Genomic DNA, 26,140 nt, shown 5'->3' on the forward strand with positions numbered 1-26,140 from the left:
GGGCGCCGGTCCGTTAGCTTGGCTCACCATGGTGAAGGCGATTGTTGGCGGATACGTGGTGCCGGTCGAGGGCGACCCGGTCGACGGCGGCACGATCCTGATCGAGAACGGCAAGATCACCCAGGTCGGCCCGGACGCGGAGGTCGACGTCCCGGAGGACGCGGAGCTGATCGACGCCTCCGGCACGTGGGTCCTGCCCGGGTTCGTCGACGCCCACACCCACCTCGGCGTGCACGAGGAGGGTGAGGGCTGGGCGGGCAACGACACCAACGAGATGACCGACCCGAACGGCGCGCGTTTCCGGGCGATCGACGGCATCGACCCGTTCGAGATCGGTTTCGACGACGCCCTGTCCGGTGGCGTGACCAGCGTCGTGATCAAGCCCGGCTCCGGCAACCCGATCGGCGGGCAGACCGTTGCGGTGAAGACGTGGGGCCGCACGGCACTGGACATGGTGTTCGACGAGGCGGTCAGCGTGAAGAGCGCGCTCGGCGAGAACCCGAAGCGCGTGTACGGCGACAAGAACCAGACGCCCTCGACGCGGCTCGGGGTCGCCGCCATCATCCGCGAGGCGTTCACGAAGGCGCGCAACTACGCCGCCCAGCGCGACCACGCACGGGCGGAGGGCAAGCCGTTCGACGTCGACCTGACGCTGGAAACGCTCGCGAAGGTCCTCGACGGCGAGCTCTACTGGGACCAGCACACCCACCGCGCCGACGACATCGTGACCGCGATCCGGCTGGCCGAGGAGTTCGGTTACAAGCTGGTGGTCAACCACGGCACCGAGGGGCACCTCATCGCGGACGTGCTCGCGTCGAAGGACGTGCCGGTCATCCTCGGGCCGCTGTTCACCACGCGGTCGAAGGTGGAGCTGCGGAACCGGACGCTCCGGTCGGCCGGCATCCTGGCCCGCGCCGGGGTGAAGATCGCGATCACCACCGACCACCCGGTGGTGCCGATCAACTTCCTCGTCTACCAGGCCGCGCTGGCGGTGAAGGACGGGCTCGAGCCCGAGGTCGCGCTGCGGGCGCTGACGGTGAACCCGGCGAGCATGCTGTCGCTGGACGACCGGATCGGCTCGCTCCGGCCCGGCCTGGACGCCGACATCGTGCTCTGGTCGGGCGACCCGCTGGACGTGATGAACCGCGCGATGCGCGTCTTCGTGCGCGGCCAGGAGGTCTACCGCTTCGACGACGCCCGCGGCGAGGGCGTGGTAACCCCCCGCCGCTACGCCGAGTAACGGGCGCACCCCACCCCCCGGCCACCCACCGCCCGCACGGGCAAACCCACCGCCCGCACGGGCGAACACGCCGCCCGCGGGGGCGAACACGGCGCCCGCGGGGGCAAACACGGCGCCCGCGAGGGCGAACACGCCGCCCGCACGGGCAAACACGCCGCCCGCACGGGCAAACACGGCGAGGGGGGCGTGTTTGCTGCTCCGGGCGGCGTGTTGGTCGCTCCGGGCGGTGGGTTGGCTGCTCGTGGCGGTGGGTTGGCCGCTCCGGGTGGTGGGTTGGCTGGTGCGGGACGGGGGCGGCGGTCCGGCCGGTACCGGGGTGGCCCCGCCCCGCCCCGCCCGGCCGCCGCGGGTGGGTCAGGCCCGCTTCAGGTGGCGGGCGATGACCATGCGCTGGATCTGGTTCGTGCCCTCGAAGATCTGCGGCACCTTCGCCTCGCGCATGTACCGCTCCACCGGGAAGTCGCGCGTGTAGCCGGCGCCGCCGAGGACCTGGACGGCGTCCGTGGTCACCTTCATCGCCGCGTCCGTCGCGACGAGCTTGGCCACCGAGGCGGCCCGGCCGAACGGCATGCCGCGGTCCCGGCGCCGGGCCGCGTCGAGATACGTCGCGCGTGCCGAGTCGACGGCGGCGGCCATGTCGGCGAGCAGGAACTCGAGCCCCTGGAAGTCGATGATCGGCTTGCCGAACTGCGTGCGTCCCTTGGCGTACGAGACCGCCTCGTCGAGCGCCGCCTGCGCCAGACCGACGGCGCACGCGGCGATCCCGAGCCGGCCGGAGTCCAAAGAGGACAGCGCGATGCGCATGCCGGCCCCGGCCGGTCCGATGAGCCGGTCCGCGTCCACCCGGGCGTCGGAGAAGATCACCTGCGCGGTGGTCGACCCGGTCAGGCCCATCTTCCGCTCCGGTGGCGCCGCGGACAGCCCCGGGGTGCGGCCGTCCACCAGCAGGCAGGAGATCTCGTCGTCGCCCGTGCGGACCATCGTCGTGTAGAAGTCCGCCTGCCCGCCGTGCGTGATCCACGCCTTCGTGCCGTTGACGACGTACGCGTCACCGTCCAGCCGGGCTCGCGTGGACAGCGACGCCGCGTCCGACCCGGCGTGCGACTCCGACAGCGCGTACGCGCCCAGCAGCTGCCCCTCGAGCATGCCCGGCAGCCAGCGGTCGCGCTGCTCGTCCGTGCCGTGGTGGGCCAGCGCGTAGCAGGCCATGATGTGCGTCGACAAGCCGATGCCGATCGACATCCACGCGCCCGCGATCTCCTCCAGGACCTGCAGGTACACCTCGTAGGGCACCTCGCCGCCGCCCCAGCGCTCGGAGTACGGCAGCCCGAGCAGGCCGGACTTGCCGAGCAGCCGGAACTGCTCCCGCGGGAAGCGCTCGGCCTCCTCGTACTCGGCGGCGAGCGGCTTGAGCTCGTCGCGGGCCAGTTCCTTCGCCAGCGTGAGCAGATCCGCGTACTCGCGGTCGGGGAGTAGGCGGTCGACCGGCATAGTTGCCTCCGTGTGTACTCAAAGCAGTACTCTGTAATCATGCTCAGTACAGCACATACGGTGGGCTGATGACCAGTCGCGAGGCGCTCCGGCCCCCGGGCGGCAAGACGCTGACCGCCCGGCAGCGCGCGCTGCTCGCCGAGCTGGAGGAGTTGTTCCTGGTCGAGGGCTTCGTCCACTTCACGCTCGACGACCTGGCGGCGAAGACGCACTGCTCGAAGTCGACGCTGTACGCGCTCGCGCCGAGCAAGGAGCAGCTCGCCGTCCGCGTGGTGCTGCACTACTTCAAGAGCTCCGCCGACCTGCTCGACGAGCGGATCGCCGGCATCGAGGACGCGCGCGAGATCATCGGCGTCTACCTGACCGGGATCGCCGAGTGCCTGAACCGGGCGTCCGTCGCGTTCATGCGGGACATCAGCGACTTCGCCCCGGCCCGCGCGGCCTACGAGCTGAACAGCCGGGCCGCGGCGGCGAAGATCCGGTCGTTCATCGCCAAGGGCGTCGCGGACGGGGTGTTCCGCGAGGTGCACGCGACGCTCATCGCCGAGATGGCCACGGTGCTCGTCGAGGCCATCCAGACCGGTGTGGTCGGTTCCCGGGCCGGGGTGTCGGACGCGGAGGCGTTCACGGCGCTGTCCGAGTTGCTCCTCGGCGGGCTAGCATCTCGCCCGTGATCGTGGTGGGTGGCGAGGCGCTGGTCGACCTGGTGCCGGGTGCCGAGAAGACGAACGACGGGCTGACGTCCCTGGTGCCGCGCCTCGGCGGCGGCCCGTACAACGTCGCCCTCGCAGCGGGGCGGCTCGGCACGCCGACCGCGTTCCTGTCCCGGATCTCGGCCGACCGCTTCGGGCAGGCGCTGCGGGATCGGCTCCTGGCGTCGAACGTCGACATATCGATGGTGCAGGACGGTCCGGAGAACACCACCCTCGCCGTCGTCGCCCTCGCGCCGAACGGGTCCGCGAGCTACACCTTCTACACCGAGGGCACGGCCGACCGGCTGGTCGCCGACCCCGGTCCGCTGCCCGCGGACGTCTCCGTGCTGTGCCTGGGCACCCTTGGCATGGTCCTGGAGCCCGGCGCGTCCACCTACGAGACGGTGCTGCGGCGCGAGGCCGCCCGCGGCGTGCTGACCGCGCTCGACCCGAACATCCGCGCGGACCTCATCGCCGATGCCGACGCCTATCGCAGCCGGTTCGCCTCCTGGCTGCCCGACGTGCGCCTGCTCAAGCTGTCCGACGACGACGGCGAATGGCTCGCCGGGCCGGCCGGACTGGACGCGGCGGTCAAGTCGTGGCTGGACGCCGGGGTGGAGGCGGTGGTGGTGACCCGCGGCGGCGACGGCCTGGTCGTCCACACCGGATCCGTGACCGTTCCGGTACCGTCCGCGCCCGCCCGCCTGGTCGACACGATCGGCGCGGGGGACACCGTGCAGGGAGCCCTGCTGTCGTGGCTGCACGACCGGAATGTGGGGGCGCTCACCGATCTGAGTGAGGCCGACTGGCGCGAAGTCTTGACTTTCGCGGCCCGGGCGGCGTCCATCACGGTGTCCCGGAGCGGCGCGGAACCGCCGACCGCGGCCGAGATGTGTGAACCTGATCCCAACGGTTTGCTCTAGGTAACACAATGGCTGCGCGAAGGGCCACTGTTCGACTAGCGTATTGGGGGAATTCATACCCCAGCGGGGCGGTGTGCGCGGACTTTTTCCGGTCACGCGCGATCAGAAAGCTGCCTGTGTGACCTGCAGGAGCTACCGGCCCGTGTGACCGTGAGAGGGACGACCTGCATGTCCGACGCGACTGCGGCGACCGGTGGCGGCACCGTATCGCTGCGCCTACCGACTGGCGAGCACGAGCTGAAGGTTGTCAATGCCGTCGAGGGTGCTCCCGGCATCGAGCTGGGGAAGCTGCTGGCGTCGACCGGGTACATCACCTACGACCCGGGGTTCGTCAACACCGGGTCGTGTTCCTCGGCCATCACCTACATCGACGGTGACGCCGGGATCCTGCGGTATCGCGGCTACCCGATCGAGCAGCTGGCCGAGCGTTCCAGCTTCCTCGAGGTGTCCTACCTGCTGATCTACGGCAACCTGCCGACGCAGGCCCAGCTGGACGACTTCACCCAGAAGATCAGCAGGCACACCCTGCTGCACGAGGACCTCAAGCGCTTCTTCGACGGCTTCCCGCGTGACGCGCACCCGATGCCGGTGCTGTCCTCCGCGGTGTCCGCGCTGTCCACCTTCTACCAGGACTCGCTCAACCCGTTCGACGAGCCGAACGTCGAGCTGTCCACCGTCCGGTTGCTGGCCAAGGTGCCGACCCTGGCGGCCTACGCCTACAAGAAGTCCGTCGGCCAGCCGTTCCTGTACCCGGACAACTCGCTGGGCCTGGTGGAGAACTTCCTGCGGATGACGTTCGGCCTGCCCGCCGAGCCGTACGAGGTCGACCCCGAGGTCGCCAAGGCCCTCGATCTGCTGTTCATCCTGCACGCCGATCACGAGCAGAACTGCTCCACGTCGACGGTGCGCCTGGTCGGCTCGTCCGAGGCGAACCTGTTCGCCAGCATCTCGGCCGGCATCATGGCGCTGTTCGGCCCGCTGCACGGCGGTGCGAACAGCGCGGTGCTGGAGATGCTGAACGGCATCAAGGCCGACGGTGGCGACGTGGCGAACTTCGTCAACCGGGTCAAGAACAAGGAAAAGGGCGTCCGCCTGATGGGCTTCGGCCACCGGGTGTACAAGAACTACGACCCGCGCGCCAAGATCATCAAGCGCACCGCGGACCAGATCCTGGGCAAGCTCGCGCCGAACGACGAGCTGCTGGACATCGCGAAGCGCCTCGAGGAGACCGCGCTCTCGGACGACTACTTCGTCGAGCGCAAGCTGTACCCGAACGTCGACTTCTACACCGGTCTCATCTACCGGGCGCTCGGGTTCCCGACGCAGTTCTTCACGGTGCTGTTCGCGCTGGGCCGGCTGCCCGGCTGGATCGCGCACTGGCGCGAGATGATCAACGACCCGCAGACCAAGATCGGCCGTCCCCGGCAGATCTACGTCGGCGAAAAGGAGCGCGAGTACACCGCGATCTCCGAGCGCTGAGATCTTTCCGGCGGCGCGTCCCGGCTCGGGACGCGCCGTCTTTTTTGTGCGTTCTTCCGGTTGCGCGGGAAATGGCGGAATGCGCCCGCGAGCCGAGCCGGATGGCGGGGCATCGCCTACAGTCGGAGGCGTGGGTACCGCCTTGTTATGGTTCCGGCGCGATTTGCGGCTCGCCGACCTGCCGGCGCTGGCCTGCGCGGCCGAGCGCGCCTCCCGGGTCCTGGCGCTGTACGTGCTCGACGACGCCCTGCTGAGGCCCGCCGGTGAGCCGCGGCGGGCGTTCCTGCACGGCTGTCTGGAGGCGCTCGCCGGGAGCCTGGACGGACGGCTTCTGGTGGTGCACGGCGACCCGGTGCGCGAGGTGCCCCGGGTGGCGCACTCGATCGGCGCGGGCAGCGTGCACGTCAGCACCGACACCGGCCCCTACGGGCGCCGCCGGGACCGTGCGGTCGCCGCGGCACTCGATGGCGTCGACTGGGTCGAGTGCGGTTCGCCCTACGCGGTGACCCCGGGCCGTCTCACGAAACCGGACGGGCAGCCGTACCGGGTGTTCAGCCCCTTCTACCGGGCTTGGCGCCGGCACGGCTGGCCGGCACCCGCTCCTTCGTCCACAGTGGATTGGATCGAGCCGGAGGAGCCCTTTTCGCTGCCCCCGGCTCCCGATCCGGGGCCGATGTCGCTGCCGCGCCCGGGCGAAGCCGCTGCTCAGGAGATCTGGCGGTCCTTCGTGGAGAGCGGTCTCGACGGCTACGCCGCCGGCCGTGACCGGCCCGACCGGCCGGCCACCACCCGGTTGTCCCCGTACCTGCGCTGGGGTTGTCTCCACCCCCGCACGATGCTCGCCGACCTCGGCAGCCGGCGCGGGGCGGACGCCGAGTCGCTGCGCAGCGAACTGGCCTGGCGCGAGTTCTACGCGGACGTGCTGTACCACCGCCCGGAGACCGCGCGGCAGAACTACGACCGCCGCTTCGACCGGCTGGAGTACGACACCGACCAGGACGCCTTCGACCGCTGGCGCACGGGCCGCACCGGCTACCCGATCGTCGACGCCGGCATGCGCCAGCTGCTCGCCGAGGGATGGATGCACAACCGGGTGCGGATGATCGTGGCGAGCTTCCTGGTCAAGGACCTGCACCTGCCGTGGTGGCTCGGCGCGCGCCACTTCATGCGCCACCTCGTCGACGGGGATCTCGCGTCCAACCAGCTGAACTGGCAGTGGGTGGCCGGGACCGGCACCGATCCCGCGCCCTTCTTCCGGATCTTCAACCCGACCACGCAGGGCGAGAAGTTCGACCCCGATGGGGACTACGTCCGCCGGTACGTGCCCGAGCTGCGGGAGATCCCGGGCAAGGCGGTGCACCAGCCGTGGAAACTGCCGCGGCTGCCGACGGGCTACCCCCGCCCGATCGTCGACCACGCACACGAACGCACGGTGGCGCTGGACCGCTACAACGCGATCAGTTGAGCGCCGCGCGCGTCCCATGTGGACGGTGCGCGGCGTGCCGGGATCACAGTGGCCGCAGGGCCGCGTTGAGGTGGTGCGCGAGTTCCCCCAGCAGCGATTCGGTTGTGACGTCCGTGGTCGCGGCCCGCAGCGACAGCACGAACGACTGCACCACGAGCAGCACCGAACGCGCCTGCGCGGCTGTCGACCCGCGCCGGATCGAGCCGTCCCGGTGGCCGGCCTCCAGCAGCGCGACGATGAACTTCTCGCCGAGCCGCTGGGTGCCGCCGAGCCGTCCGAGCACGTATGGCACGACGACCTCGGTATCCACGTCGAGGATCGTCCGCATCAGCGCGTCGCCGTTCAGCAGCTGCACCGCGGCCACCGCGCTGCGGACCAGGCGCGTCCGGGCGGTCGGGGCGTCCGCCCCGCTCACCGTGGCCTGGTGCAGCAGCGCGCCGAACTCGCGGGTCATCAGCGCCGACAGCACGCTGCGCACATCGGGGAAGCGCCGGTAGAGCGTCATCCGGCTGACCTTCGCCGTGCGCGCGATCTCGGCCAGCGTGGTTCGCCGGAGCCCGCTGGCCAGGACGCACCGCCGCGCGGCGTCGAGCAGCACGTCGTCGGATACGCGGGCGGCCGTGGGACGGCCGCGGGCGTTCGCGAGCGCACTGGCGGGCCGGGCCTGCCCGATCATCGCGTGACCTTCATCGTCCATAGGTTGCACTGGAGCCCGTTGCCGCCATCGTTGACCACCATGCCTCGTGGTTGTCTACCCCCATCGGTACCGAGAGTATCGAGAAATGTGCCCTGAGGTGCGGTGTGCTTCGCCGCCCGACGGGATCAGACGATCTCGATCGAGGTCAGCGGCCTGACCCGAACGGGTTCACCAGTTACCAGTTGCGGAGGATTGGCCTCATTGGCCCCTTCCGCCGGTCCGTCACGGCGTGATGAGGTAGACGATCCCGCCGGGTCCGCCGGCCACCGAGCCGTCCGCGGTGTGCCGTTTGGTGCGCTGCCAGATGTTTTCGAATTGGGCACGCGGGTAGACCGTCCGCACGTTCGCGTTGCTGTTCGCGGCCGGGTCGTTGGCGATGACGTCACCGTCCTCGGTGAACCCGACGACGACCATGATGTGGCCGGCCGTGCCGTAACCCGCGCCGTCCAGCTCGTCGGCGCGGAACGACTGTGACGTGATGACCGGGATCCCGCGGGCGATGTAGTCCTCCAGCTCGGTCAGCGAGTGCAGGCGCGTGACGTGCCCGCGCAGGCCGAAGGTCGCCGCGTAGGCGGTGTTGAACGGCCAGTTCCCGGTGCCCGCGTAGGCGAGGTCGTAGGTCTGGCGGGCCGCGTAGTCGACGGTGCGGTCGGCGTACTCCGCGGGGATCCAGGTCATGTCCTCCGGTCGCGGGCGGCGACCCCAGTACTCGACCACCATTTCGGTGGACGTCGGGCTGCACCAGTTCTCCCCGCCGCCGCCGTACTCCGGAAACTGTCCTTTGTGGATGTTCTGAGCGTAGGCGGGGACCGCGAGTTCGATGCCGGAGGCCCGGCCGGGCGGCGAGGTCGGCACCTCGAAGCGGTCCGGCACGTTCGACGTCATCGCGCCCACCGCGCTGATCGCCGGCATCGCCCGGGTGCCCGGCGCGTGGTAGAGCGAGACCCGCAGCCGGTACGCGCGCAGCAGCTCGCCGGGCTTCATCACCAGCGTGTCCACCGAGACCTGCGCGTGCGCGTCGTCCTGACCGTCGACGCTGGTGCGCCGGATGTCGCTGTCACCGGCGGCCCACCGGCCCATCACGTACCACGCGGTTTCGGCGCCCGCTGTGGTCCGGCCCTGGGTCTCCACCTCGATCCAGGTGCCCGGCGGGGTGTGCGCGTTCCAGGACGCGATCAGTTCGGTGGCGTCGAAGCCGGGCGCGTGGAACGGCGAGGTCCACTGCGACCGCTCGTAGTCGCGTCCCTGGTAGGACTGCACCCCGGCGGGTTCGAACGGGCCGGGGCGGGTCCATTCGTGGTAGTCGATCGCCTCGTCGCCGGCGCGGCCGGAAGCGGCGGCGGGTTGCACGGACACCGTCGCCATCATCGCGGCGGCGAGCACGGCGAGCAGAGCGCGGGTCATCCGGGAATTCTCCCCCGGTGCGCCGGTGGTGTAAACCACTGACCGGGCGAGCGGGTCAGAGCACCGCCTGGGACTGGGTCACCTTCGCGACCAGCTTGCCGGCGTCGTCGTGCAGTTCGGTCTCCACCACGATCACCTTCCGGCCCGTGTGCAGCGGGCGCGCGGTCGCCACCACGTGCCCCTCGCGCACCCCGCGCAGGAAGTTCGTCTTCGACTCGATGGTGGAGGTGCCCTGCGCGCCCTCGGGCAGGTTGAGGAACGCGCACACCGCGCCGGTCGAGTCGGCGAGCGCCATCAGCGCCCCGCCGTGCAGCACACCGCCGATCGTGCACAGGCTCGCGTCCCACGCCAGCCGGGCGCGGACGACGTCCGCCGAGTGCTCCAGGACCTCGATGCCGAGCCGCTCCGAGAACGGCATCGACTGGTGGAACAGCGCCGTTCCGGTCTCGTCGAGCTGAGTCATGATCCGTTTCTAGCGCACCGTGCGGGCCGGCACCAGCTCCCCGGTCCGGCCCGCCCGGCGCCCCTGCGCACGGTGGCACGCGCCCGGTCAGAAGTGCCGCACGTCGAGCTTGCCGTCCGAGTGGAAGGCACGCAGCCGCTTCTTGTCGAACTTGCCGACGCTGGTCTTGGGCACCTCGTCGATGAAGGTCCAGTGCTCCGGCAGCTGCCACTTCGCGACCTTGTCCGCCAGGAACTCGCGCAGCTCCGCGGCGGTCACCTGGTGACCCTCGCGGACGACGACGGCGACCAGCGGCCGCTCGTCCCACTTCTCGTCCGGCACCCCGATCACCGCGGCCTCGGCGACGGCCGGGTGGCTCATCACGGTGTTCTCCAGGTCGACCGAGGAAATCCACTCGCCACCGGACTTGATCACGTCCTTCGCGCGGTCGGTCAGCGTCAGGTAGCCGTCCGGGCTGATCCGGCCCACGTCACCGGTGCGCAGCCAGCCGTCGTGGAACTTCTCCGGGTCGGCGCCGCCGTGGTAGCTGCCCGCGATCCACGGGCCGGCGACCTCCAGCTCGCCCACGCTCTCGTTGTCCCACGGCTGCTCGTTGCCGTGGTCGTCGATGAGCCGCGCCCGCACCGACGCCGGGAAGCGGCCCTGCGAGTACCGGTACTGCCACGCCTGCTCGCCGGTCGCGCCGGCGGGCGGCCGGGCCACGCTACCCAGCGGCGAGGTCTCGGTCATGCCCCACGCGTGCAGGATCGGCACGCCGTAGCGCTCCTCGAAGGCGTGCATCAGCGACGGCGGGCAGGCCGAACCGCCGACGACCACCTCGCGCAGGTGCGAGATGTCCTGCGGATGTTCCTCCAGCTGCTGCAACAAGCCCTGCCAGATGGTCGGCACGGCGCCCGCGAAGGTCGGTTTCTCCGAGGCCAGCATCTGCGCCAGCGGGGCCGGCTGCAGGAACCGGTCCGGCATCACCAGCGACGTGCCCACCATCATCGCCGCGTACGGCATGCCCCAGGACATCGCGTGGAACATCGGCACGATGACCAGCGCGGTGTCCTCCGGGGCCAACCGCATGCTGTCGCTCATGCACACCTGCATCGAGTGCAGCCAGATCGACCGGTGGGAGTAGGCCACACCCTTCGGGTCGCCCGTCGTGCCCGACGTGTAGCACATCGCGGCGGCCGAGCGCTCGTCGATCTCCGGCCAGTCGAAGGTGTCCGGCTGGGCGGCCAGCAGCTCGTCGTAGGAGTGCACCTCGACCCCGGCCGGGGCCTCCAGGGTGGCCGGGTCGCCGTTGGCGACGACGACGTGCCGGACGGTCTTCATCTCCGGCAGCTGCCGGGCCAGCAGCGGCACCAGCGAGCCGTCCACCAGCACGACCTGGTCCTCGGCGTGGTTGGCGACGAACGTCAGCTGCTCGGGGAACAGGCGGATGTTCAGGGTGTGCAGCACGGCACCCATCGCGGGGATCGCGAAGTAGGCGGCCAGGTGCTCGGCGTTGTTCCACATGAAGGTGCCGACCCGCTGGTCCCCGGTGATGCCGAGACCACGCAGGGCGCCGGCGAGCCGCCCGGCGTTGCGGCCCAGCTCCGCGTACGTCTCGCGGCGGGGACCCTGATCGGTCCACGTGGTCACCCGGCTGGCGGCGTGGATCCGGCTTCCGTGTTCCAGCAGGCGAGCCAGGGAGAGTTGTCCGTCCTGCATCGTGCTCAACATGGGCACTCCCGCGCGGTGAAAGTTCGTCGTCGAACGTGTCTGCCGTCACTCTAAGGTGAAGACACCGCCGGTCGCCAGAAGCGGCCGCACCCGCCCCGACCGGGGGTTTCCGCGCGTGTCGAGGTCGCGGCTCCGGCCCTGGTGGCGTTTACTGGGCGCGTGGACCAGACGGCCTGGCCAGCGCTTGCGCGAGCAAGCACCGCGCTGGGTGCCAGCCGTCGCCGCGAGAGCGGATATCCGACACACGGAAGGACTACTACGTTGGCTCTGCCCACGTTGACCCCGGAGCAGCGCGCGGAAGCGCTGGCCAAGGCCGCCGAGGCCAGGAAGGCCCGCTCCGAGCTGCTCGCGTCGATCAAGTCCGGTCAGCAGTCCATCGACTCGGTGCTGGCGAAGGCCAAGGACGACAAGACGATCGGCAAGACCAAGGTCACCCAGCTGCTCAAGGCGGTGCCCGGGCTCGGTGCCGTGAAGGTGGCCGCGCTGCTGGAGAAGGCCGGGATCGACCCGGACCGGCGGGCCGGCGGCCTCGGCGAGCGCCAGCGCGCGGCGCTGATCGACGCCCTCAAGTAACCCGTTTCCGCAGGTCGGCGTGGAAGTGTTGCGCGAGTGACACTTCCGCTCCCCGCTGCCGGACCGGGAGCACAATGGGGGTGTGGATGCCGCAGAGACACTCGAGGAGTACACGCCGGGCGACTTCTACTTCGCCACGTCACGGCACACTGTCTTCGGGTCCGGCTCTCGGCTGACCTTCGCCGACACCGACGTGTCGGCGCTCAGTGAGGCGGTCCCGGCCGCGCTGGCCGGGTCCCCGGGGTCGCTCGCGGTCGGTGTCCTGCCGTTCGACACCGCTGCGGCACCCGGATACCTCGTCGTGCCGGAAACCGCCCGGGTGGCGGGTCCGGCGCACCCCGGCGCGGCCGACCTGCCGCGGATGCCTGTCGACGGCCCCGACGTGGTGCGAGCCGTGCCCGAGCCGGTCGCCCACGTCGAGGCGGTCGCGCGCGCGGTGCGGGCGCTGACCGAGCGCGGCATGCGCAAGGTCGTGCTCGCGCGTGCCCTGGACCTGGAGTTTCCCGGTCCGGTGCCGGTCAAGGCGGTGCTGCACAACCTGGTCAAGGACAACCCGCACGGCTACACGTTCGCCGCGGCGCTGCCCGGCGGGCGGTCCCTCATCGGGGCGACGCCGGAGCTGCTGCTGTCCCGCAGCGGCCGGCGGGTCGTGTCGCACCCGCACGCCGGTTCCGCGCCGCGCTCGGCCGACCCGGTCACCGACCGGGAGAACGCCGAGCGGCTCGCGTCCTCGCGCAAGGACCAGGTGGAACACGCGATCCTGAGCGAGGCGATCGTGGAGACGCTGCGGCCGTTCTGCCGCAACCTGCGCGTGCCGAGCACCCCGTCGCTGGTGGCGACGCCCACGGTGTGGCACCTCAGCACGATGGTGACCGGTGAGCTGGTCGACCCGGAGGTGACGGCGCTGCACCTGGCAGGTGTCCTGCACCCGACGCCGGCCATCTGCGGGTCGCCGACCGGCGACGCGCGGCGGCTGGTGGGCGAGCTGGAGCCGTTCGACCGCGGGTACTACGCGGGAACGGTCGGCTGGATGGACGCCCACGGTGACGGCGAGTGGGCGGTCTCCATCCGGTGCGCCGAGGTGAGCGGGGAGCGGTTGCGGCTGTACGCGGGCGGCGGCATCGTGCCGGCCTCGGACCCGAAGGCGGAGCTGGACGAGACGTCGGCGAAGTTCCAGACGCTGCTGCGGGCGATGGGGCTGGAGCTGTAGCCCCACGGGGCTACGGGGCCGGCCACCACCGTTCGGTCACCCGCAGCTCCTGCTCGGCCAGCACCGCGACCGCCGCCCGGTACCCCTCGCCGGGGTCGAGATCGGCCAGCCGGGTGCGGGCCGGGTCCAGCGCCGGATCCGCGGACGCGACCAGCTGTGGCGGATCCCCGGGCCCGGCCAGCGTGAGGCTCCGCAGCGGGATCCGCAGACCCCGTCCGGTGGCCTTCATCAGCGCCTCCTTGCCGGTCCAGAACCGGAAGAAGGCGGCCACCCGGTCCGGTTCGGTCAGGTCCGCCAGCGTCGCCCGCTCGGTCTCGTTCAGCGCGTAGCCGATCAGCGCGTCGTCCACGCGCCGGCTGGTGGTCTCGACGTCCAGGCCGACCGGAACGCCACTGGTCACGGCCACCCCGATGCGCTCGCCGGAGTGCGAGATGGACAGCTCGAACGCGGCCCCCGGCACCCGGGGGCGGCCGTGCGGCTTGCCGCAGTCGTCGCAGGCCGCGTCGAAGGTCACGTCCGCGGCCGCGCGTCCGAGCAGGTCACCGGCCACCGTCTTGGCCAGCACCCGGCCGGTGAGGAACCGCTGCCGGTCGATTTCCCGCCGGTAGGCCCGGTACCGTCCGCGCTCGGCGTCGTCCAGCAGGGTGAGGTACTCCGGTTCGTCCGGCAGTGGAACCGCCCACCACACCGCGCACTCGATCACGTGCCCAACCTACGCGGTGCGTGCAGCCGCGCGTCTGCGCAGTGCTGACCCCAGCTGCGAGCCACCGCCCACGCGAGCGACTCGGCACCGAACGGGATTTGGCACCTGTGCCAGCTCACCTGGGACGTGAGCGCCTGCATGCCCACTTTTCATACCGAACTGGATTCCGATCTGAGCCGCCGTGCGCTAGTCTGGGTAGTAAGCAAGCGCTTAGTAGAAGGGCCGACGATGGACTTCAGCTTGAGCACCGAAGAGCGGGAAGTGCGCGACTGGGTGCGCACGTTCGTGCAGCGTGAGCTGATGCCGCTCGAACCCGAGGTGCTGCGCCGCGAGCGCCGCAACGAGCCCGGCCTCACCTCCGACGAGCTGGCCGCGCTGCAGCTCAAGGCGAAGGAGTCCGGGTTCTGGGGCGTGCAGACACCGGAGGAGTACGGCGGCATGGGCCTGTCGGCTGTCATGACCGCGCTGCTCGAGGCCGAGCTCGGCCGCACGTTCGTGCCCTTCCGCTTCGGCGGCGCTGCGGACAACATCCTGTTCCACGCCAACGACGAGCAGAAGGAGCGCTACCTGCTGCCGACGATCGCCGGCGAGCGCAAGTCGTGCTTCGCGATCACCGAGCCGGGTGCGGGCTCGGACGCCAAGAACATCCGCACGTCCGCCCGCAAGGACGGCGCGGACTGGATCATCAACGGCGAGAAGACGTTCATCACCGGCGGCAACGAGGCCGACTTCGCCATGGTGTTCGCGGTCACCGACCCGGCGAAGGGCGCGGCCGGCGGGGTGACCTGCTTCCTGGTCGACCGGGACATGGGCTGGAAGTCCGAGCCGATCGACACGATGGGCGAGTGGGGTCCGGCGTCACTGGTCTTCGACGAGGTGCGGGTGCCGGAGAGCCAGATCCTCGGCGAGGAGGGCCGCGGCTTCGCGCTGGCGATGCAGTGGATCGGCCGTGGCCGCTACCTGCTGCCGGCCCGCGCCATCGGTTCCTGCGAACGGCTCATCTCGATGGCGATCGAGCACGCCAACACGCGCGAGACGTTCGGGGCGCCGATCGCGACCCGGCAGGCGATCCAGTGGATGATCGCCGACTCCGGTGTCGAGCTGGAAGCCCTGCGCTGGCTGGTGCTGCACGCGGCGTGGCAGGTCGATTCCGGAATGGACTCGCGCCACGCGCAGTCCATCGCGAAGCTGTACGGCGGCATCAAGGCGAACGAAATCGTCGACCGGGTCCTGCAGATCCACGGTGGCATGGGTTACACGCGGGAACTGCCGATCGAGCGGTGGTACCGCGAGCTGCGGCTGCTGCGCATCTACGAGGGCACGGACGAGATCCAGCGCCGCACGATCGCCCGCAACCTGCTGAAGGGGCACGTCAAGATCGGCGGTGCGCTGGGCTGAGGCCGACCCCGCCCGCGTGATCGACTCGTCGGAAATACCACCTCGGGGCCGCCTCCGGAAGTTCCGGAAGCGGCCCCGAGGCGCCTTTTTTCGGGAACTGTCTCAGGATTCGTTCTCGGCGTCCCGCAGTGCGCGCGGAGCCCCGGCCAGGTCCTCCTCGTTGCAGAGGAGCTTCAGGTCGTAGTACGGCGCGCCTTCGCGGTCGTCGTAGTCGAGGTGGATGGAGACCACATCCACCGGCTCACCCAGCCACTCCTGTGCCGACCTGAGCCAGTGCGCGCACCGCTCGAGCGCGGTGGGCAGGTCGTCGTCACGGAACTGCACGGGACGGTAGGGCACATCGTGGACATGATCCTGAGGGTGCGACGGAGCAGGGAGTCCCAACGCGAGACCCTGCTCGTCCAGTTCCAGTTGGATCGTTCGCTCAGTCACCCTTCGAGGGTCCCTCAGCCCGGCCGAGTCGGCAAGACCCCAGCTAGGGCCGTGTGCGCCACACTCTCGCCGCGACCTCGCGAGCCCGTTCGGCGGCCCCCGCGCCGGGGGAAGCGGGGCAATCCAGCATGCGCAGCGCGAGCTGGGCATATCGGGCGGCGAGGCGGTCCAGCGGCAGTGGACCGCGCGGTGAGTACCAGCGGGCCACGCCGGTGCACATCTCCAGCAGGGCGAGCCTGGTCACGGCCGGGTCGGGGGCGTCGAACACGCCCGCCGCGACGCCCGCAGCGATGGTGTCCGCCCAGATGGCTTCGTACTCGTCCCGCAGGGCGACGATGTCCCGCCGGGCGGAGCGGGACAGGGCGCCGACCTCGTGGTCCACCACCCGGGTCTCGTCCGGCTGCGCCGCGTGCGCCATGACGTGCAGCGTGACCAGGGCGGACAGCGCTCCGGCCGGGTCGTCGACGGTCTCCAGTGTTTGGCGCGCCGCCAACAACAGCCGGTCGAGGCACTCCCGCATGATGCCGACGAGCAGGTCCTCCTTGGTGCCCATGTAGTGGTAAAGACTCGCGCTGGAGATCTTCGCCGACTGCGCCAGGTCCCGGATGCCGGTGCCGTGGAACCCCTTCGTCGCGAACAGTTTCACCGCTGCCCGGCGGACGCGCTGCTCGGTGGTCAGAGCCATGCCTCGGCCACCCGGTCGTAGGTCGGGGTGTCCAGGGCGGACAGCTTGCCCTTCGCGATGCGCTCCGAGGGCGTGCGCGGCAGCTCGGCGGTCAGCGACCAGTACCGCGGGACCTTGAAGTAGGCCAGCTGGGTCGCGCAGAACTCGGCCAGCTCGCCAGGGGTGGTGTCGCGAGCCGGGACGACGAAGGCTTTCACCTCTTCCCCCCGCAGGTCGTCCGGCACGGCGATCACCGCCGCCAGCTCGACGGCGGGGTGCAGCAGCAGGGCGCGCTCCACCTCGTCGGCGGAGATGTTCTCGCCGCTGCGGCGGATCATGTCCTTCGTCCGGCCCACGTAGTAGACGCGGCCCTCGGCGTCCATTGTGGCCAGGTCGCCGGTGTGGAACCAGCCGCCCGAGAACGCGCGGGCGGTCGCCTCCGGATCGTCGTGGTAGCCGTGCATGAGCCCGACACCGCGGATGAGCAGCTCGCCGGTGCCGCCGCGGGGGACCGGCCGCCCCTCCTCGTCGGCGATCATCGCCTCGCGCTCGCGGATGGGGCGGCCGATGCAGCCGCTGCCGGGCCGGTGGTCGGCCGGGCGGTCCCGGATGTCGCCGCCGGTCTCGGTCATGCCGAACGCCTCGTACCAGGGTACGCCCCACCTGTCCTCCAGTTCGGCGTGCAGATCACGCGGGATCGCGGAGGCCATGACGGAGCGCACCCGGTGGTCGCGGTCGCCGGGACCGGCGGGCTGGCGGAGGAGCAGGGTCGGCATCAGGCCGAGGCAGTAGAACCAGGTGACCTCGTGCTCGCGGGCCTTGGGCCAGAACGTGCTGGGGTGGAAGCGGTCGAGCACCACGAGTTCGGCACCCGCGGCGAGGGCGGCCGCGACGTTCCACTGTGGATCGATGTAGTGGAACGGTTGTGCGGTGAGGATGCGGTCGTCGGCGGTGAGGTGGGGGAAGTCCTCGACGAGGCTGCGCGCGAGCGTCGTCCAGTAGCGGTGCGGCAGGACGCAGCCCTTCGGGGCGCCGGTGGTGCCGGAGGTGTACTGGATGTTGGTGGGCGCCTCGGCCGCCGGCTGGTGCTCGGGTGGTGCACCGGTGGGCAGCTCGTCCGGGGTGACGACGGTGGCCGGACCGATGCGGGTGAGCAGGTCGGTGAACTCGGGCGCGGCGACAGCGATGCGGGCGCCGGAGTGGCGCAGCACGTGAGCGCCGTCGAGCTCGCGGTAGTTGGTGTTGACCGGCACCAGGACCGCGCCGATCTTCGCCAGCGCGAGCCAGAGCAGCGGGAAGGCGGGTTCGTTGCGGAGCATGACGGCGACGCGGTCGCCGGGACGGGTGCCCAGCGCAGCGAGCGAGCCGGCGAGGCGGTCGGTCTCGCGGTCGATGTCGGCGAAGGTGAAGCGGGTGCCGGTTTCGTCGAAGCGCCAGGCGGTGCGGTCCGGCCACAGCCGCGCCGCACGGCGCACGAGGGAGGCGAGGTCGTCAGGGATCATGCGCGGCTGCCGAGCGCAGTGCCGGGGAGGTGCTCGGTGATCAGAGCGTGGCTGACCTCCAGCTCGAGGGCCTGGTCGAGGGCGCTGTCGATGCCGGCGTCGAGCGCGCGCTTGGCGAGGGTGGCCGTGGGGTGGGCCGGGATGCGGCGGGCCCAGTCGAGCGCCGTGGCGTGCACGTCCGGGACGACGGCGTTGACGAGGCCCAGTTCGTGCGCGGTGCGGGCGTCGATGCGGTCGCCGAGGAGGAGGAGTTCTTTCGCCTTGAGCGGTCCGACGAGGAGGGGCAGGAGGCGGGAAGCGGCGCCGGTGACGCTCAGGCCGAGGCTCGCCTCGGGGAACGCGAAGACGGCATCCTCGGCGGCGAGCACCAGGTCGCAGCCGAGCGCGAATTCCGCCCCGGCGCCGATGGCGTACCCGTGCACGGCGGCGATCACCGGCTGCGGGAGGGCCCGCAGCCGCCGGGTGACGTCCTGGAGGCGTTCGATGCGGGCGCGGGAGTCGCCCTGCGGGTTCTCCTTCAAGTCATGGCCCGCGCAGAACGCCCGGCCACGCCCGCCGAGCACCACGGCCTTCGTGTCGCCCACGTCGCCGAGCGCGGCGAGCAGGTCGTCGACGAGCCGCGGCGCGACGGCGTTCAGCCGCTCCGGTCGGTTCAGCCAGATGTGTGCGACGTCGCCGTCGATCTCGAGGTCCACCGAGCTCATGGGGCGAGCGTAGCCGACCGATCGATCGATCGGCCAGCATGCGGGTTCGCGTTCGGGTGGTGCGGCGCACGGACCGCTGGGTCAGCCGTGCGGTGCCGACCTGCGACTCAGGAGGTCACCGGTTGAGCTTCCGCACGCAGCGGCGCCGGCGCTGCGGACCAGGCGATGATCTCTGCCAGCATCCGGGTCAGCGTCTCGGCGCGATGCGGGGCAGGAGTGCACGTGCCCGGATCGGTGGGGCCAGTCGGTTCGTGGAGTCCGTGAACATCGACAGCGCGGCTTGGGTGGGCAGCCCGGCGACGTCCGGCTCGCTCACGCCCTGACGTAGCTGCTCCACCACGGCTGGGCATCTCGTGTGGGGACCGTGGGGACAGCCGTGCGGCCGTCGAGTGGGGCGGCGCGATGAGCGCGCACCTCATGCGGGGACGCTGGGACCAACCGCAGAGCCGCGATCGGACCGTCTGGTGACACCGCTGGTGGCCCAACGGCACACTCGCGAGACATCCCGTCCGCGTCTGGACGGGGCCAGTCGATCCGCCTGCGCCTGGACGGTGGCCCGGTCGGTGCCGCGCGACGTGTCCACTCGCCGCGTCAGGGATGGCGCCATTCACGCGCCCGCCAGGCATGGTCGCTCCCGCTACCGATGCTCGTCGGCGGACATCTCGGAGTTGATGACGTGCCCGCTCGCGCTCGCCCATCGGGGAGTGGGCCCGTCGTGCCTTGCCGAATGGTCCAATGGTGGCCAGCCGGGGATGCCACCAGTGGTCCGCAGGCCGCTGGACAACGTGCCCACTCGTGCGTCGCCGGCAGGCGCCAGTCCTGGCTCCACCGGAGCGCCAGTTCGCGCAGCTAATGGAGTTCCCGGCACAGGTCGTCGAGCCGGTCGGCGACGTCCGCCGCGGTGGCGGGCGCAAGGTGGAGGACCTGGTCGTCGTAGTGCGGGGTGGCGAGGACGGTCCAGCGCCCTTCGGCGTTGTCGTAGACGTGGAGCGGGAACCGCGGCTGGCGCGGCCGGCCGCTGTGGTCCCGCATCTCGGCGTACAGCTCGGCGATGAAGAACGGTTCGAGCGAGGCGAGGTAGTCGACGCGCTGGACGGCACGGCTCGGCCGGGTGCCGTTGCGCTCGGCCCGGCGCGCGCCGCGGACCTCGCTGCGCAGCACGGTCAGCATCGGTTCCGATGACTTCCGGACGTCCTGGGGGAGGATGTCGGCGAGCACTGTGCTGAGCCGGTCGCGCTGGAAGGTGCGGACCGTGACCTCCCGGTCCTCGCGCACCGCGACCAGCCCGAAGTAGTGGTTCGCCGCCACGAGGGCGGACAGGTTGACGCCGGTCGTGGTGTCGGACAGCCAGCCGAAACGGGCTTCGTCCGGGGTGCTGAGCAGGCGCGCGATGTCGGTGAAGGTCGGCTCGTCGTGGCCGGCCGACTGGAACCGCGTGAGGGCGGCGTCGACTGCACGGTCGAAGACGGCCTGGATGTCGTCCGGCCGCCACACGGCCTGCGGCGCGAGCGCGAGGTGCAGCTCGTTCCCGGTGACCTTGGCGACCATGGCCGCGAGGAGGTCGACCTGGAACCGTTCCGGTTCGGCGAACCACATGACGTTACTGGCCGAGGACCGGCGGGGACACGGTCAGGCCCGTGATCGGGTCGACCGCTTTCTCGCCCTCCGCGGTGAGCTGGAAGTGATCGTCTTCGTCCACAATGTACTTCCGCTGGTGATCCTTGTCGTCCTCACCCTTGCCGCGGTTGCCCGCGCCGCCGCCCATCGCGCCCGGGCCGCTGGTAGCACCACCGCGCCCCGCCGCGCCACTCCGGGCGAACGACTCGCCCGCCCCGGCCGGGCTTGCCGCGCCGAGCCGCTTGCCTCCGGTCAGCGAATTGCCGCCGCCTCCGCTCCCAGGCCCGAAGCCGCGCCCGGCGCCGCCCGAGCGTCCTCCGGCGCCGCCCGCTCCCGGTCCGAACCCACGCCCGGAAGCGATCCCGCCACGCCCGGCGCCTGCCCCGAACCGCTCTCCCGGCGGCGTGGCACCGGGATAACCGGCTGAGCTGCCGTATCCGGGGACCCCCTCGCCGCCCGACGAGCCGTAGCTGCCGGGGTTGCTGCCCGGCGGGAGCGGGTTGTAAGAGGACGGTGCGTACGCGGCGTCCGCAGCGACGGTGCGCGCGTCGGCCGGCGCCTGCCCCGTCGGGGCCCGGTACGGCCCCGACAGGGACGAGGTGCCGCCGGTGACAGCGCCGCCGCCCCCTCGGGAAGCACCCCCAGGGCCTCCGAGGCGTGGACCGTCACTCGTCGGCTTGTGCTCAACCGCGACCTCGCTCGGCGAGCTCTGCGTGACGCCGAGGACACCCGCGTCGAGGGTGCCGTAGGAGGTGGGCATTTTCGAGCCGTTGTCACCGGAGGTCGTCGTCCAGGCTCGCATGGCCTCGACATTCCGTTTCGCGGCCTCGTTCGCCACGGCGGCCTGGGTCGTCTGGAGGAAGCTGGAGTCGTAGAAGATCTGCTGACCCAGCGTCATCGGCGTCATGAACGTCTGCGGCACCGGGACGACCCTGTTCTTGGTGTCGTGAAATGCCTGAGTCTGGCTGCTGATGAGGCTACTCGCGGTGTTCATGGCGCTCGCGGCTTCGACATGGGACCACGCCAAGTGGCTGATGCTTTTCGACGCGGCGTCGGCGGCGTCGCCGGTCCAGCCCTCTCGCATCATCTTCGAGACGGTTCCGATCAACCGACTGCGGTCCTGATACTTGCGCATCACCTGCGTGATATTGTTGCTGGCTTCTTCAAGGCCCACGGTGCCGACAGCGTTGTGGAAATTGTCGTAGATCTGCTGGGCCGTCATCTCGGTGAGCGACCCTGTGGAACCCAGCGCGGCGCCAGTCATCAATTCCCCCCGGATTTGATTGTTGTGATGATTAGTTCCGCAACCGTGGACGCAGCTGTGCAGTTGTCCTTATCGGTTCGACCGGTGACGGCGACATCGAGGAGCATTTCCGGGTTGATTCCGACACTGAGGTCGCAGCGCCCGTGCGGCCTGGTATCGGCTCGGCCATTGAACACGCTCGGGTATCCACTTATCGAGGTGGGCATAAAGTAGCCGTTCGCGTACTTCCCTGCGGTGTTCTGATCGTACAAATTCTGCAACCCGTTCCTGGGATGCGGGACGGCGTAGGCAACCTGAATCTTCCACTCAAGGTTGGCGCCAAATTTCCAGTCGCAGCCTTTGATGTCGTCGATGCCGACATCTTTTTTGGTGCCGCGCTCTTGCACGCCCAGATCGGAGGCCTGTGCGACAGTCAAGCTGTGACACGGATCCTCGACGAGGCCCGCAGGGTCGAGCGGATTCGGAATAGGTGGTGCCTGTTCCCCCTTCGGCAAAGGCGAACTCGAGAGTTCTGCGGCGGCGCTGGTGCTGGCAGCTGTGCCAGTCGCGCCGCCGGCAGAGCATGCCGCAGTCGCCAAGATTGCTGTGGACACGACGACTAGCCGGGCCGCTACCTCGATCTTCCCCACTGGTGCTCCCTACTGGTCAAGCCCGATGCCGCGCGTCCGCTCGGGGGACCCGGACAGACCCTTCTGTGCCTCGTCGTCTTGCTGCCGGTAGGTCCCGTTCGCCGTCCTCAGCATGTCGATCCACGTTTGAGCGTATTCGCGCAATCTCATGTTGTATTCGATTGCGACGCCGATCGAAGCGTCGATCTTTTGCAGGTTGTCGTGCGCGGGCTGGTCGGCCGACGGGGACGTGGCGATTCGGCCCGCCTCGGTCAGTAGCTGCGAATCCTCGTCGATCCCGTCGCGCAGCGCTTCCCACTTCGGGATGAGCTCGGCGATCTGGTCGGGGTCGAAGTGGTATCCCGCGCCGCCCACGGCGGTCAGTCCTGCGCCTACTGTCGGACCGATCGTGTGCGCCCGGTCGCCCTCGCTCATCTGCTCCCTACCCCCCGCGTAGTACACTGTTCAAGGGGAACATAGCGGCAACGGATCATCCATGGCGACCGGTTCGGACGAATCACCCATGGCGGTGCGGGGCGTCAAGGTGGCGCAGGTCTCGACGTGCCTGTTTGTTGGCTTCCTCGAGGCCGCGGTGCCGACAGCGTTATGGAAGTTGTCGTAGATTTGCTGGGCCGTCATCTCGCTGAGCGAACCTGTGGAACCCAGCGCGGTGCCGGTCATCAATTCCCCCCGGATTTGATCGTCGAGATGATCCGTTCCGCAACCGTGGATGCGGCTTTGCAGTTGTCCTTGTCGCGTTGACCGGTGACGCCAACCATCACGAACATCTCCGGGTTGATTCCAACGCTGAGGTCGCAGCGCCCGTGTGGTCTGGTATCGGCTCGGCCACTGAATACGCCAGGGTATCCGCTGATCGAAATAGGCATGAAATAGCCGTTCGCGAATTTTCCTGCGGCGTTCTGGTCGTACAGGTTCTGCACCCCGTTCCTGGCGTATGGGACAGCGTAGGCAACCTGAATCTTCCACTCAAGATTGGCGCCAAATTTCCAGTCGCAGCCTTGAATGTCGTCGATGCCGACCTCTTTTTTGGTTCCGCGCTCTTGCACGCCCATATCGGCGGCCTGTGCGACAGTCAAGCTGCGGCACGGATCCTTAACGAGGCCCGCTGGGTCGAGTGGGTTCGGAATGGGTGGCGCCTGTTCCCCTGTCGGCGCAGGGGAACTCGAGAGTTCTGCGGCGGCGCTGGTGCTGGCAGCTGTGCCAGTCGCGCCGCCGGCAGAGCATGCCGCAGCCGCCAAGAGTGTCGTGGACACGAGGACCAGCCGGCCCGCTGTCTCGATCTTCCCCACTGGTGCTCCCTACTGGTAAAGCCCGCTGCCGCTCGGGTGCTCGGAGGGCCCGGCCAGGCCCTTCTGGGCCTCGTTGTCTTGCTGCCGGTAAGTCCCGTTTGCTCGCCTCAGCATGTCGATCCACGTCTGAGCGTATTCACGTAATCTCAGGTTGTGTTCGATTGCGGCGCCGATCGAAGCGTCGATCTTTCGCAGGTTGTCCTGCGCAGGCTGGTCGGCAGACGGGGAGGTCGCGAGATTGCCTGCCGCGATCAGCAGTTGTGAATCCTCGTCGAGGTCGTCGACCAGCTCCTCCCACTTCGGGATCAGCTCGGCGATCTGGTCGGGGTCGAAGTGGTACCCCGCGCCGCCCACGGCGGTCAGTCCTGCGCCTACTGTCGGGCCGATCGTGTGTGCTCGCTCGCCCTCGTTCATCTGCTCCCGCCCCCGGCGTAGTACAAAGTTCAAGGCGAGCATAGCGGCAACGGATCATGGATGGCGCCCGGTTGGGGCGGATCGCCCCTTAGCATGGGGTGCATGCCGGTACGAGAAGCCGAGGTGGCCGACGTCGAGGAGATCTGCGCGCTCATCGAGGAGCACGCCCGGTACGAGGGCAACGACACCCTCGTGCTGGACCGCGCCGAGATGACGAAGCACCTGTTCGGTCCGGAGCCGAAGGCGTGGGTCCTGATCGCGGAGCCGCCGGGGGAGCGGGCGGTCGCCGGGATGGCCTTCTGCTCCTGGAACTTCTCCACCTGGGAGGGACGGCCGGGTATCTGGCTGGACGACCTGTACGTCCGCCCCCAGCACCGCCGTCACGGGCTCGGGAACGAGCTGCTCGGCGCGTTGCGCGCGCGGACCGACGGGCGGGTCGAGTGGGACATGCAGGAAGGCAACGACCGGGCCGCGGCCTTCTACGCCCAGCTCGGCGCGCAGCCGGTTCCGGGGTGGATCCGCTACCGGTGGGCGCCGAGTTAGGCAAGGCTGACTCCGGCTCGTCCCGCACGTAGAGTTGTTGCCATGTCCGACAGTCCGCACCGCTCGCCCTCCTCGTCCATCGAGGACTACATCCGGGTCATCTACGGCCTGGTCGAGCGCGGTGAGGCCGTCACCAACGCCACCCTGGCGGGCCGGCTCGAGGTGAGTCCCTCGTCCGCGTCGGGCATGGTCACCAAGCTCGCCCAGCAGGGGCTCGTCGAGCACGTTCCGTACCGCGGCATCGCGCTGACCCCGGAGGGCCGTCGGCTCGCGCGCGGCGTGCTGCGACGGCACCGGCTCGTCGAGACCTACCTGGTCCAGGAGCTCGGCTACACCTGGGACGAGGTCCACGGCGAAGCCGACGCGCTCGAGCACGCGGTGTCGGACCGGCTCATCGAGCGCATCGCGGCCAAGCTCGGCAACCCGGTGCGCGACCCGCACGGCGACCCCATCCCGGCGGCCGACGGCAGCGTCGAGGAGGTGCCGACGCGCCTGCTCGACGAGATGGAGCCGGGCGCGGTCGGGCAGATCGTCCGCGTGTGGGACACCGATCCCGACATGCTGCGGTACCTCGCCGACCACGCGATCGCGCTCGGTGAGCGGATCGAGGTGGTGGAACGGCAGCCGTTCGGCGGGTCGCTGGTGGTGAAGGTGGGATCGGGTCCCGAGGCGGCCACACACGCGCTGGGCAAGGAGATCGCGCAGGCGCTGAGCGTCGCCGTGTACTGACCGTGCGCCTTCCGACGTAGCACGCGGAGTCGACAACCGGCGGACGCGGGGAGCCGCCGCCCGGGGTCATCCTCGACCGCATGACCGACAAACCCTTCCGCTTCGGCCTGGTCGCCGGGCAGGCGAACGGCCTGGATGACTGGACCCGCCTCGCCCGGAAGACCGAGGCCCACGGCTTCGACACCCTCGTCTCGCCGGACCCGCTCACCGGGCTCGACCCCTTCACCGCCCTGTCTGCCGCCGCGGCCGTCACCACCGAACTGCACGTCGGGACGTTCGTCGCCGTCGACAAGTTCCGCGACCGGCGCCTGCTGGCCTGGCAGGCGGACAGCCTGCACCGGCTCACCGGCGGCCGGTTCGAACTGGGGCTCGGCACCGGGCGCCCGGACGCCGGCCGCCACCTGGAGAAACTCGGCGTCGAACCCGGCACACCCCGGGAGCGGCTCGACCACATCAGCGAAACGGTCCGGTACCTCAAGACCCAGCCGGACCGGCCGAAACTCCTGCTCGCCGCGGGCGGACCCAGGATGCTGGCCCTCGCCGGGCGGGAAGCCGACGCGGTGACCGTGGCGTGGTCACCCCGCGCCACCGAGGACGAAGCGCGTGACCTCGTGGGTGCCGTCCGCGAGGCCGCCGGCGACCGGGACGTGGAACTCGCCATGAACCTGCTCGCCGTCGGCGACGAACCGGCGCCCTGGCTCGAACGCTACCTCGGCACCACCGTCCAGGAGCTGGCCGCCCACGGCTCGGTCTCCGTCCTGCCCGGGACCCCGCGCCAGGCCGCCGACACCCTCCTCCGCCGCCGCGACGAGCTCGGCATCTCCTACGTCACGATCAACTCCGGCCACGCCGACCAGTTCGCCCGCGTCGTCGAACTGCTCAAGGACCGCTGACGCGACGTAGGG

Annotated in this window: 28 protein-coding genes; 11 read left to right on the forward strand and 17 right to left on the reverse strand. The window is 70.3% G+C overall.

Annotated elements, in window-relative coordinates:
* The first annotated feature begins 28 nt into the window (after nucleotides 1–28).
* Nucleotides 29–1,240, forward strand: a complete 1,212-nt coding sequence (locus tag FHX46_RS04440; RefSeq protein ID WP_167110885.1) for an amidohydrolase — start codon at nucleotides 29–31, stop codon at nucleotides 1,238–1,240.
* 354 nt (nucleotides 1,241–1,594) lie between these two features.
* On the opposite strand, the gene FHX46_RS04445 is transcribed toward FHX46_RS04440, so the two are convergent.
* Nucleotides 1,595–2,731, reverse strand: a complete 1,137-nt coding sequence (locus FHX46_RS04445; protein WP_167110887.1) for an acyl-CoA dehydrogenase family protein — start codon at nucleotides 2,729–2,731, stop codon at nucleotides 1,595–1,597.
* 68 nt (nucleotides 2,732–2,799) lie between these two features.
* Here FHX46_RS04445 and FHX46_RS04450 point away from each other — a divergent pair, with 68 nt between their 5' ends.
* The 4 genes from FHX46_RS04450 (at nucleotide 2,800) to FHX46_RS04465 (ending at nucleotide 7,290) form a co-directional block, all read left to right on the forward strand.
* Nucleotides 2,800–3,405 carry a TetR/AcrR family transcriptional regulator gene (locus FHX46_RS04450; RefSeq protein WP_167110889.1) on the forward strand — a complete coding sequence of 202 codons (606 nt, stop codon included), beginning with the start codon at nucleotides 2,800–2,802 and terminating at the stop codon, nucleotides 3,403–3,405.
* Nucleotides 3,402–4,346, forward strand: coding sequence for a carbohydrate kinase family protein (locus FHX46_RS04455; RefSeq protein ID WP_167110890.1), 945 nt, complete (start codon nucleotides 3,402–3,404; stop codon nucleotides 4,344–4,346). Before FHX46_RS04450 ends, FHX46_RS04455 begins: the two co-directional genes overlap by 4 nt.
* 168 nt (nucleotides 4,347–4,514) lie before the next feature.
* On the forward strand, nucleotides 4,515–5,825 hold the full coding sequence (locus FHX46_RS04460) for a citrate synthase (RefSeq protein ID WP_167110898.1): 1,311 nt from the start codon (nucleotides 4,515–4,517) through the stop codon (nucleotides 5,823–5,825).
* Between the two features lie 142 nt (nucleotides 5,826–5,967).
* Nucleotides 5,968–7,290 (forward strand): cryptochrome/photolyase family protein, encoded by a 1,323-nt coding sequence (locus FHX46_RS04465; RefSeq protein WP_279589499.1) that lies wholly within the window; start codon nucleotides 5,968–5,970, stop codon nucleotides 7,288–7,290.
* Nucleotides 7,291–7,333: 43 nt separating this feature from the next.
* On the opposite strand, the gene FHX46_RS04470 is transcribed toward FHX46_RS04465, so the two are convergent.
* The 4 genes from FHX46_RS04470 to FHX46_RS04485 all read right to left on the reverse strand — a co-directional run bounded on the left by FHX46_RS04470 (nucleotide 7,334) and on the right by FHX46_RS04485 (nucleotide 11,564).
* The gene (locus tag FHX46_RS04470; RefSeq protein ID WP_167110902.1) at nucleotides 7,334–7,987 is read right to left on the reverse strand and encodes a TetR/AcrR family transcriptional regulator; all 654 of its coding nucleotides are present in this window, start codon (nucleotides 7,985–7,987) and stop codon (nucleotides 7,334–7,336) included.
* Nucleotides 7,988–8,209: 222 nt separating this feature from the next.
* Nucleotides 8,210–9,391, reverse strand: a complete 1,182-nt coding sequence (locus FHX46_RS04475; RefSeq protein WP_167110904.1) for a peptidase C39 family protein — start codon at nucleotides 9,389–9,391, stop codon at nucleotides 8,210–8,212.
* 55 nt (nucleotides 9,392–9,446) lie between these two features.
* Nucleotides 9,447–9,854: a PaaI family thioesterase gene (locus FHX46_RS04480; protein ID WP_167103943.1), complete on the reverse strand. Its 408-nt coding sequence runs from the start codon at nucleotides 9,852–9,854 to the stop codon at nucleotides 9,447–9,449.
* An 87-nt stretch (nucleotides 9,855–9,941) separates the two neighbouring features.
* A complete protein-coding gene (locus tag FHX46_RS04485) occupies nucleotides 9,942–11,564 on the reverse strand; it encodes a long-chain fatty acid--CoA ligase (RefSeq protein ID WP_167110906.1) in 1,623 nt (540 codons plus the stop codon).
* Nucleotides 11,565–11,825: 261 nt separating this feature from the next.
* Between FHX46_RS04485 and mihF the strand changes: the two genes are divergently transcribed.
* Together mihF and FHX46_RS04495 are read left to right on the forward strand one after the other, a co-directional pair.
* Nucleotides 11,826–12,137 (forward strand): integration host factor, actinobacterial type, encoded by a 312-nt coding sequence (mihF, locus tag FHX46_RS04490; protein WP_167103949.1) that lies wholly within the window; start codon nucleotides 11,826–11,828, stop codon nucleotides 12,135–12,137.
* 82 nt (nucleotides 12,138–12,219) lie between these two features.
* The gene (locus tag FHX46_RS04495; protein WP_167110908.1) at nucleotides 12,220–13,347 is read left to right on the forward strand and encodes an isochorismate synthase; all 1,128 of its coding nucleotides are present in this window, start codon (nucleotides 12,220–12,222) and stop codon (nucleotides 13,345–13,347) included.
* Nucleotides 13,348–13,357: 10 nt separating this feature from the next.
* On the opposite strand, the gene FHX46_RS04500 is transcribed toward FHX46_RS04495, so the two are convergent.
* Nucleotides 13,358–14,050 carry a 4'-phosphopantetheinyl transferase family protein gene (locus FHX46_RS04500; RefSeq protein WP_167110910.1) on the reverse strand — a complete coding sequence of 231 codons (693 nt, stop codon included), beginning with the start codon at nucleotides 14,048–14,050 and terminating at the stop codon, nucleotides 13,358–13,360.
* A 228-nt stretch (nucleotides 14,051–14,278) separates the two neighbouring features.
* On the opposite strand from FHX46_RS04500, the gene FHX46_RS04505 reads away from it, so the two are divergent.
* A complete protein-coding gene (locus tag FHX46_RS04505) occupies nucleotides 14,279–15,448 on the forward strand; it encodes an acyl-CoA dehydrogenase family protein (RefSeq protein WP_167110912.1) in 1,170 nt (389 codons plus the stop codon).
* A gap of 102 nt (nucleotides 15,449–15,550) precedes the next feature.
* Here FHX46_RS04505 and FHX46_RS04510 read toward each other — a convergent pair whose 3' ends face one another.
* The 11 genes from FHX46_RS04510 to FHX46_RS04560 form a co-directional block, all read right to left on the reverse strand.
* A complete protein-coding gene (locus FHX46_RS04510; RefSeq protein WP_167110914.1) occupies nucleotides 15,551–15,880 on the reverse strand; it encodes a hypothetical protein in 330 nt (109 codons plus the stop codon).
* 43 nt (nucleotides 15,881–15,923) lie between these two features.
* A complete protein-coding gene (locus FHX46_RS04515; RefSeq protein WP_167110916.1) occupies nucleotides 15,924–16,565 on the reverse strand; it encodes a TetR/AcrR family transcriptional regulator in 642 nt (213 codons plus the stop codon).
* On the reverse strand, nucleotides 16,556–18,046 hold the full coding sequence (locus FHX46_RS04520; RefSeq protein WP_167110918.1) for an AMP-binding protein: 1,491 nt from the start codon (nucleotides 18,044–18,046) through the stop codon (nucleotides 16,556–16,558). Before FHX46_RS04520 ends, FHX46_RS04515 begins: the two co-directional genes overlap by 10 nt.
* Nucleotides 18,043–18,750, reverse strand: coding sequence for an enoyl-CoA hydratase/isomerase family protein (locus tag FHX46_RS04525; RefSeq protein WP_167110920.1), 708 nt, complete (start codon nucleotides 18,748–18,750; stop codon nucleotides 18,043–18,045). The genes FHX46_RS04520 and FHX46_RS04525 overlap by 4 nt, the downstream gene beginning before the upstream one ends.
* Nucleotides 18,751–19,599: 849 nt before the next feature.
* Nucleotides 19,600–20,346, reverse strand: coding sequence for an ESX secretion-associated protein EspG (locus FHX46_RS04530; RefSeq protein WP_167110922.1), 747 nt, complete (start codon nucleotides 20,344–20,346; stop codon nucleotides 19,600–19,602).
* Between the two features lie 4 nt (nucleotides 20,347–20,350).
* Nucleotides 20,351–21,589, reverse strand: a complete 1,239-nt coding sequence (locus FHX46_RS04535) for a hypothetical protein (protein ID WP_243871224.1) — start codon at nucleotides 21,587–21,589, stop codon at nucleotides 20,351–20,353.
* Between the two features lie 41 nt (nucleotides 21,590–21,630).
* A complete protein-coding gene (locus FHX46_RS04540; RefSeq protein ID WP_167110924.1) occupies nucleotides 21,631–22,260 on the reverse strand; it encodes a DUF3558 family protein in 630 nt (209 codons plus the stop codon).
* A 9-nt stretch (nucleotides 22,261–22,269) separates the two neighbouring features.
* Nucleotides 22,270–22,674, reverse strand: coding sequence for a hypothetical protein (locus tag FHX46_RS04545; RefSeq protein ID WP_167110926.1), 405 nt, complete (start codon nucleotides 22,672–22,674; stop codon nucleotides 22,270–22,272).
* A 30-nt stretch (nucleotides 22,675–22,704) separates the two neighbouring features.
* Nucleotides 22,705–22,920, reverse strand: a complete 216-nt coding sequence (locus FHX46_RS04550) for a hypothetical protein (protein ID WP_167110928.1) — start codon at nucleotides 22,918–22,920, stop codon at nucleotides 22,705–22,707.
* Complete coding sequence (locus FHX46_RS04555) at nucleotides 22,920–23,549, reverse strand: DUF3558 domain-containing protein (RefSeq protein ID WP_167110930.1); 630 nt, start codon at nucleotides 23,547–23,549, stop codon at nucleotides 22,920–22,922. Before FHX46_RS04555 ends, FHX46_RS04550 begins: the two co-directional genes overlap by 1 nt.
* 9 nt (nucleotides 23,550–23,558) lie before the next feature.
* Complete coding sequence (locus FHX46_RS04560) at nucleotides 23,559–23,963, reverse strand: hypothetical protein (protein WP_167110932.1); 405 nt, start codon at nucleotides 23,961–23,963, stop codon at nucleotides 23,559–23,561.
* Nucleotides 23,964–24,065: 102 nt separating this feature from the next.
* Between FHX46_RS04560 and FHX46_RS04565 the strand changes: the two genes are divergently transcribed.
* From FHX46_RS04565 to FHX46_RS04575, 3 genes are all read left to right on the forward strand, one after another.
* Complete coding sequence (locus FHX46_RS04565; RefSeq protein WP_167110934.1) at nucleotides 24,066–24,506, forward strand: GNAT family N-acetyltransferase; 441 nt, start codon at nucleotides 24,066–24,068, stop codon at nucleotides 24,504–24,506.
* Between the two features lie 42 nt (nucleotides 24,507–24,548).
* Entirely contained in the window at nucleotides 24,549–25,235 is a 687-nt protein-coding gene (locus FHX46_RS04570) for a metal-dependent transcriptional regulator (protein WP_167110936.1), read from the forward strand.
* Nucleotides 25,236–25,315: 80 nt separating this feature from the next.
* Nucleotides 25,316–26,128 carry an LLM class flavin-dependent oxidoreductase gene (locus FHX46_RS04575; protein ID WP_167110937.1) on the forward strand — a complete coding sequence of 271 codons (813 nt, stop codon included), beginning with the start codon at nucleotides 25,316–25,318 and terminating at the stop codon, nucleotides 26,126–26,128.
* The last annotated feature ends 12 nt before the right edge of the window (nucleotides 26,129–26,140 follow it).

Origin of the sequence: Amycolatopsis viridis (genome assembly GCF_011758765.1) — a bacterium.
GTDB lineage: Bacteria > Actinomycetota > Actinomycetes > Mycobacteriales > Pseudonocardiaceae > Amycolatopsis_E > Amycolatopsis_E viridis.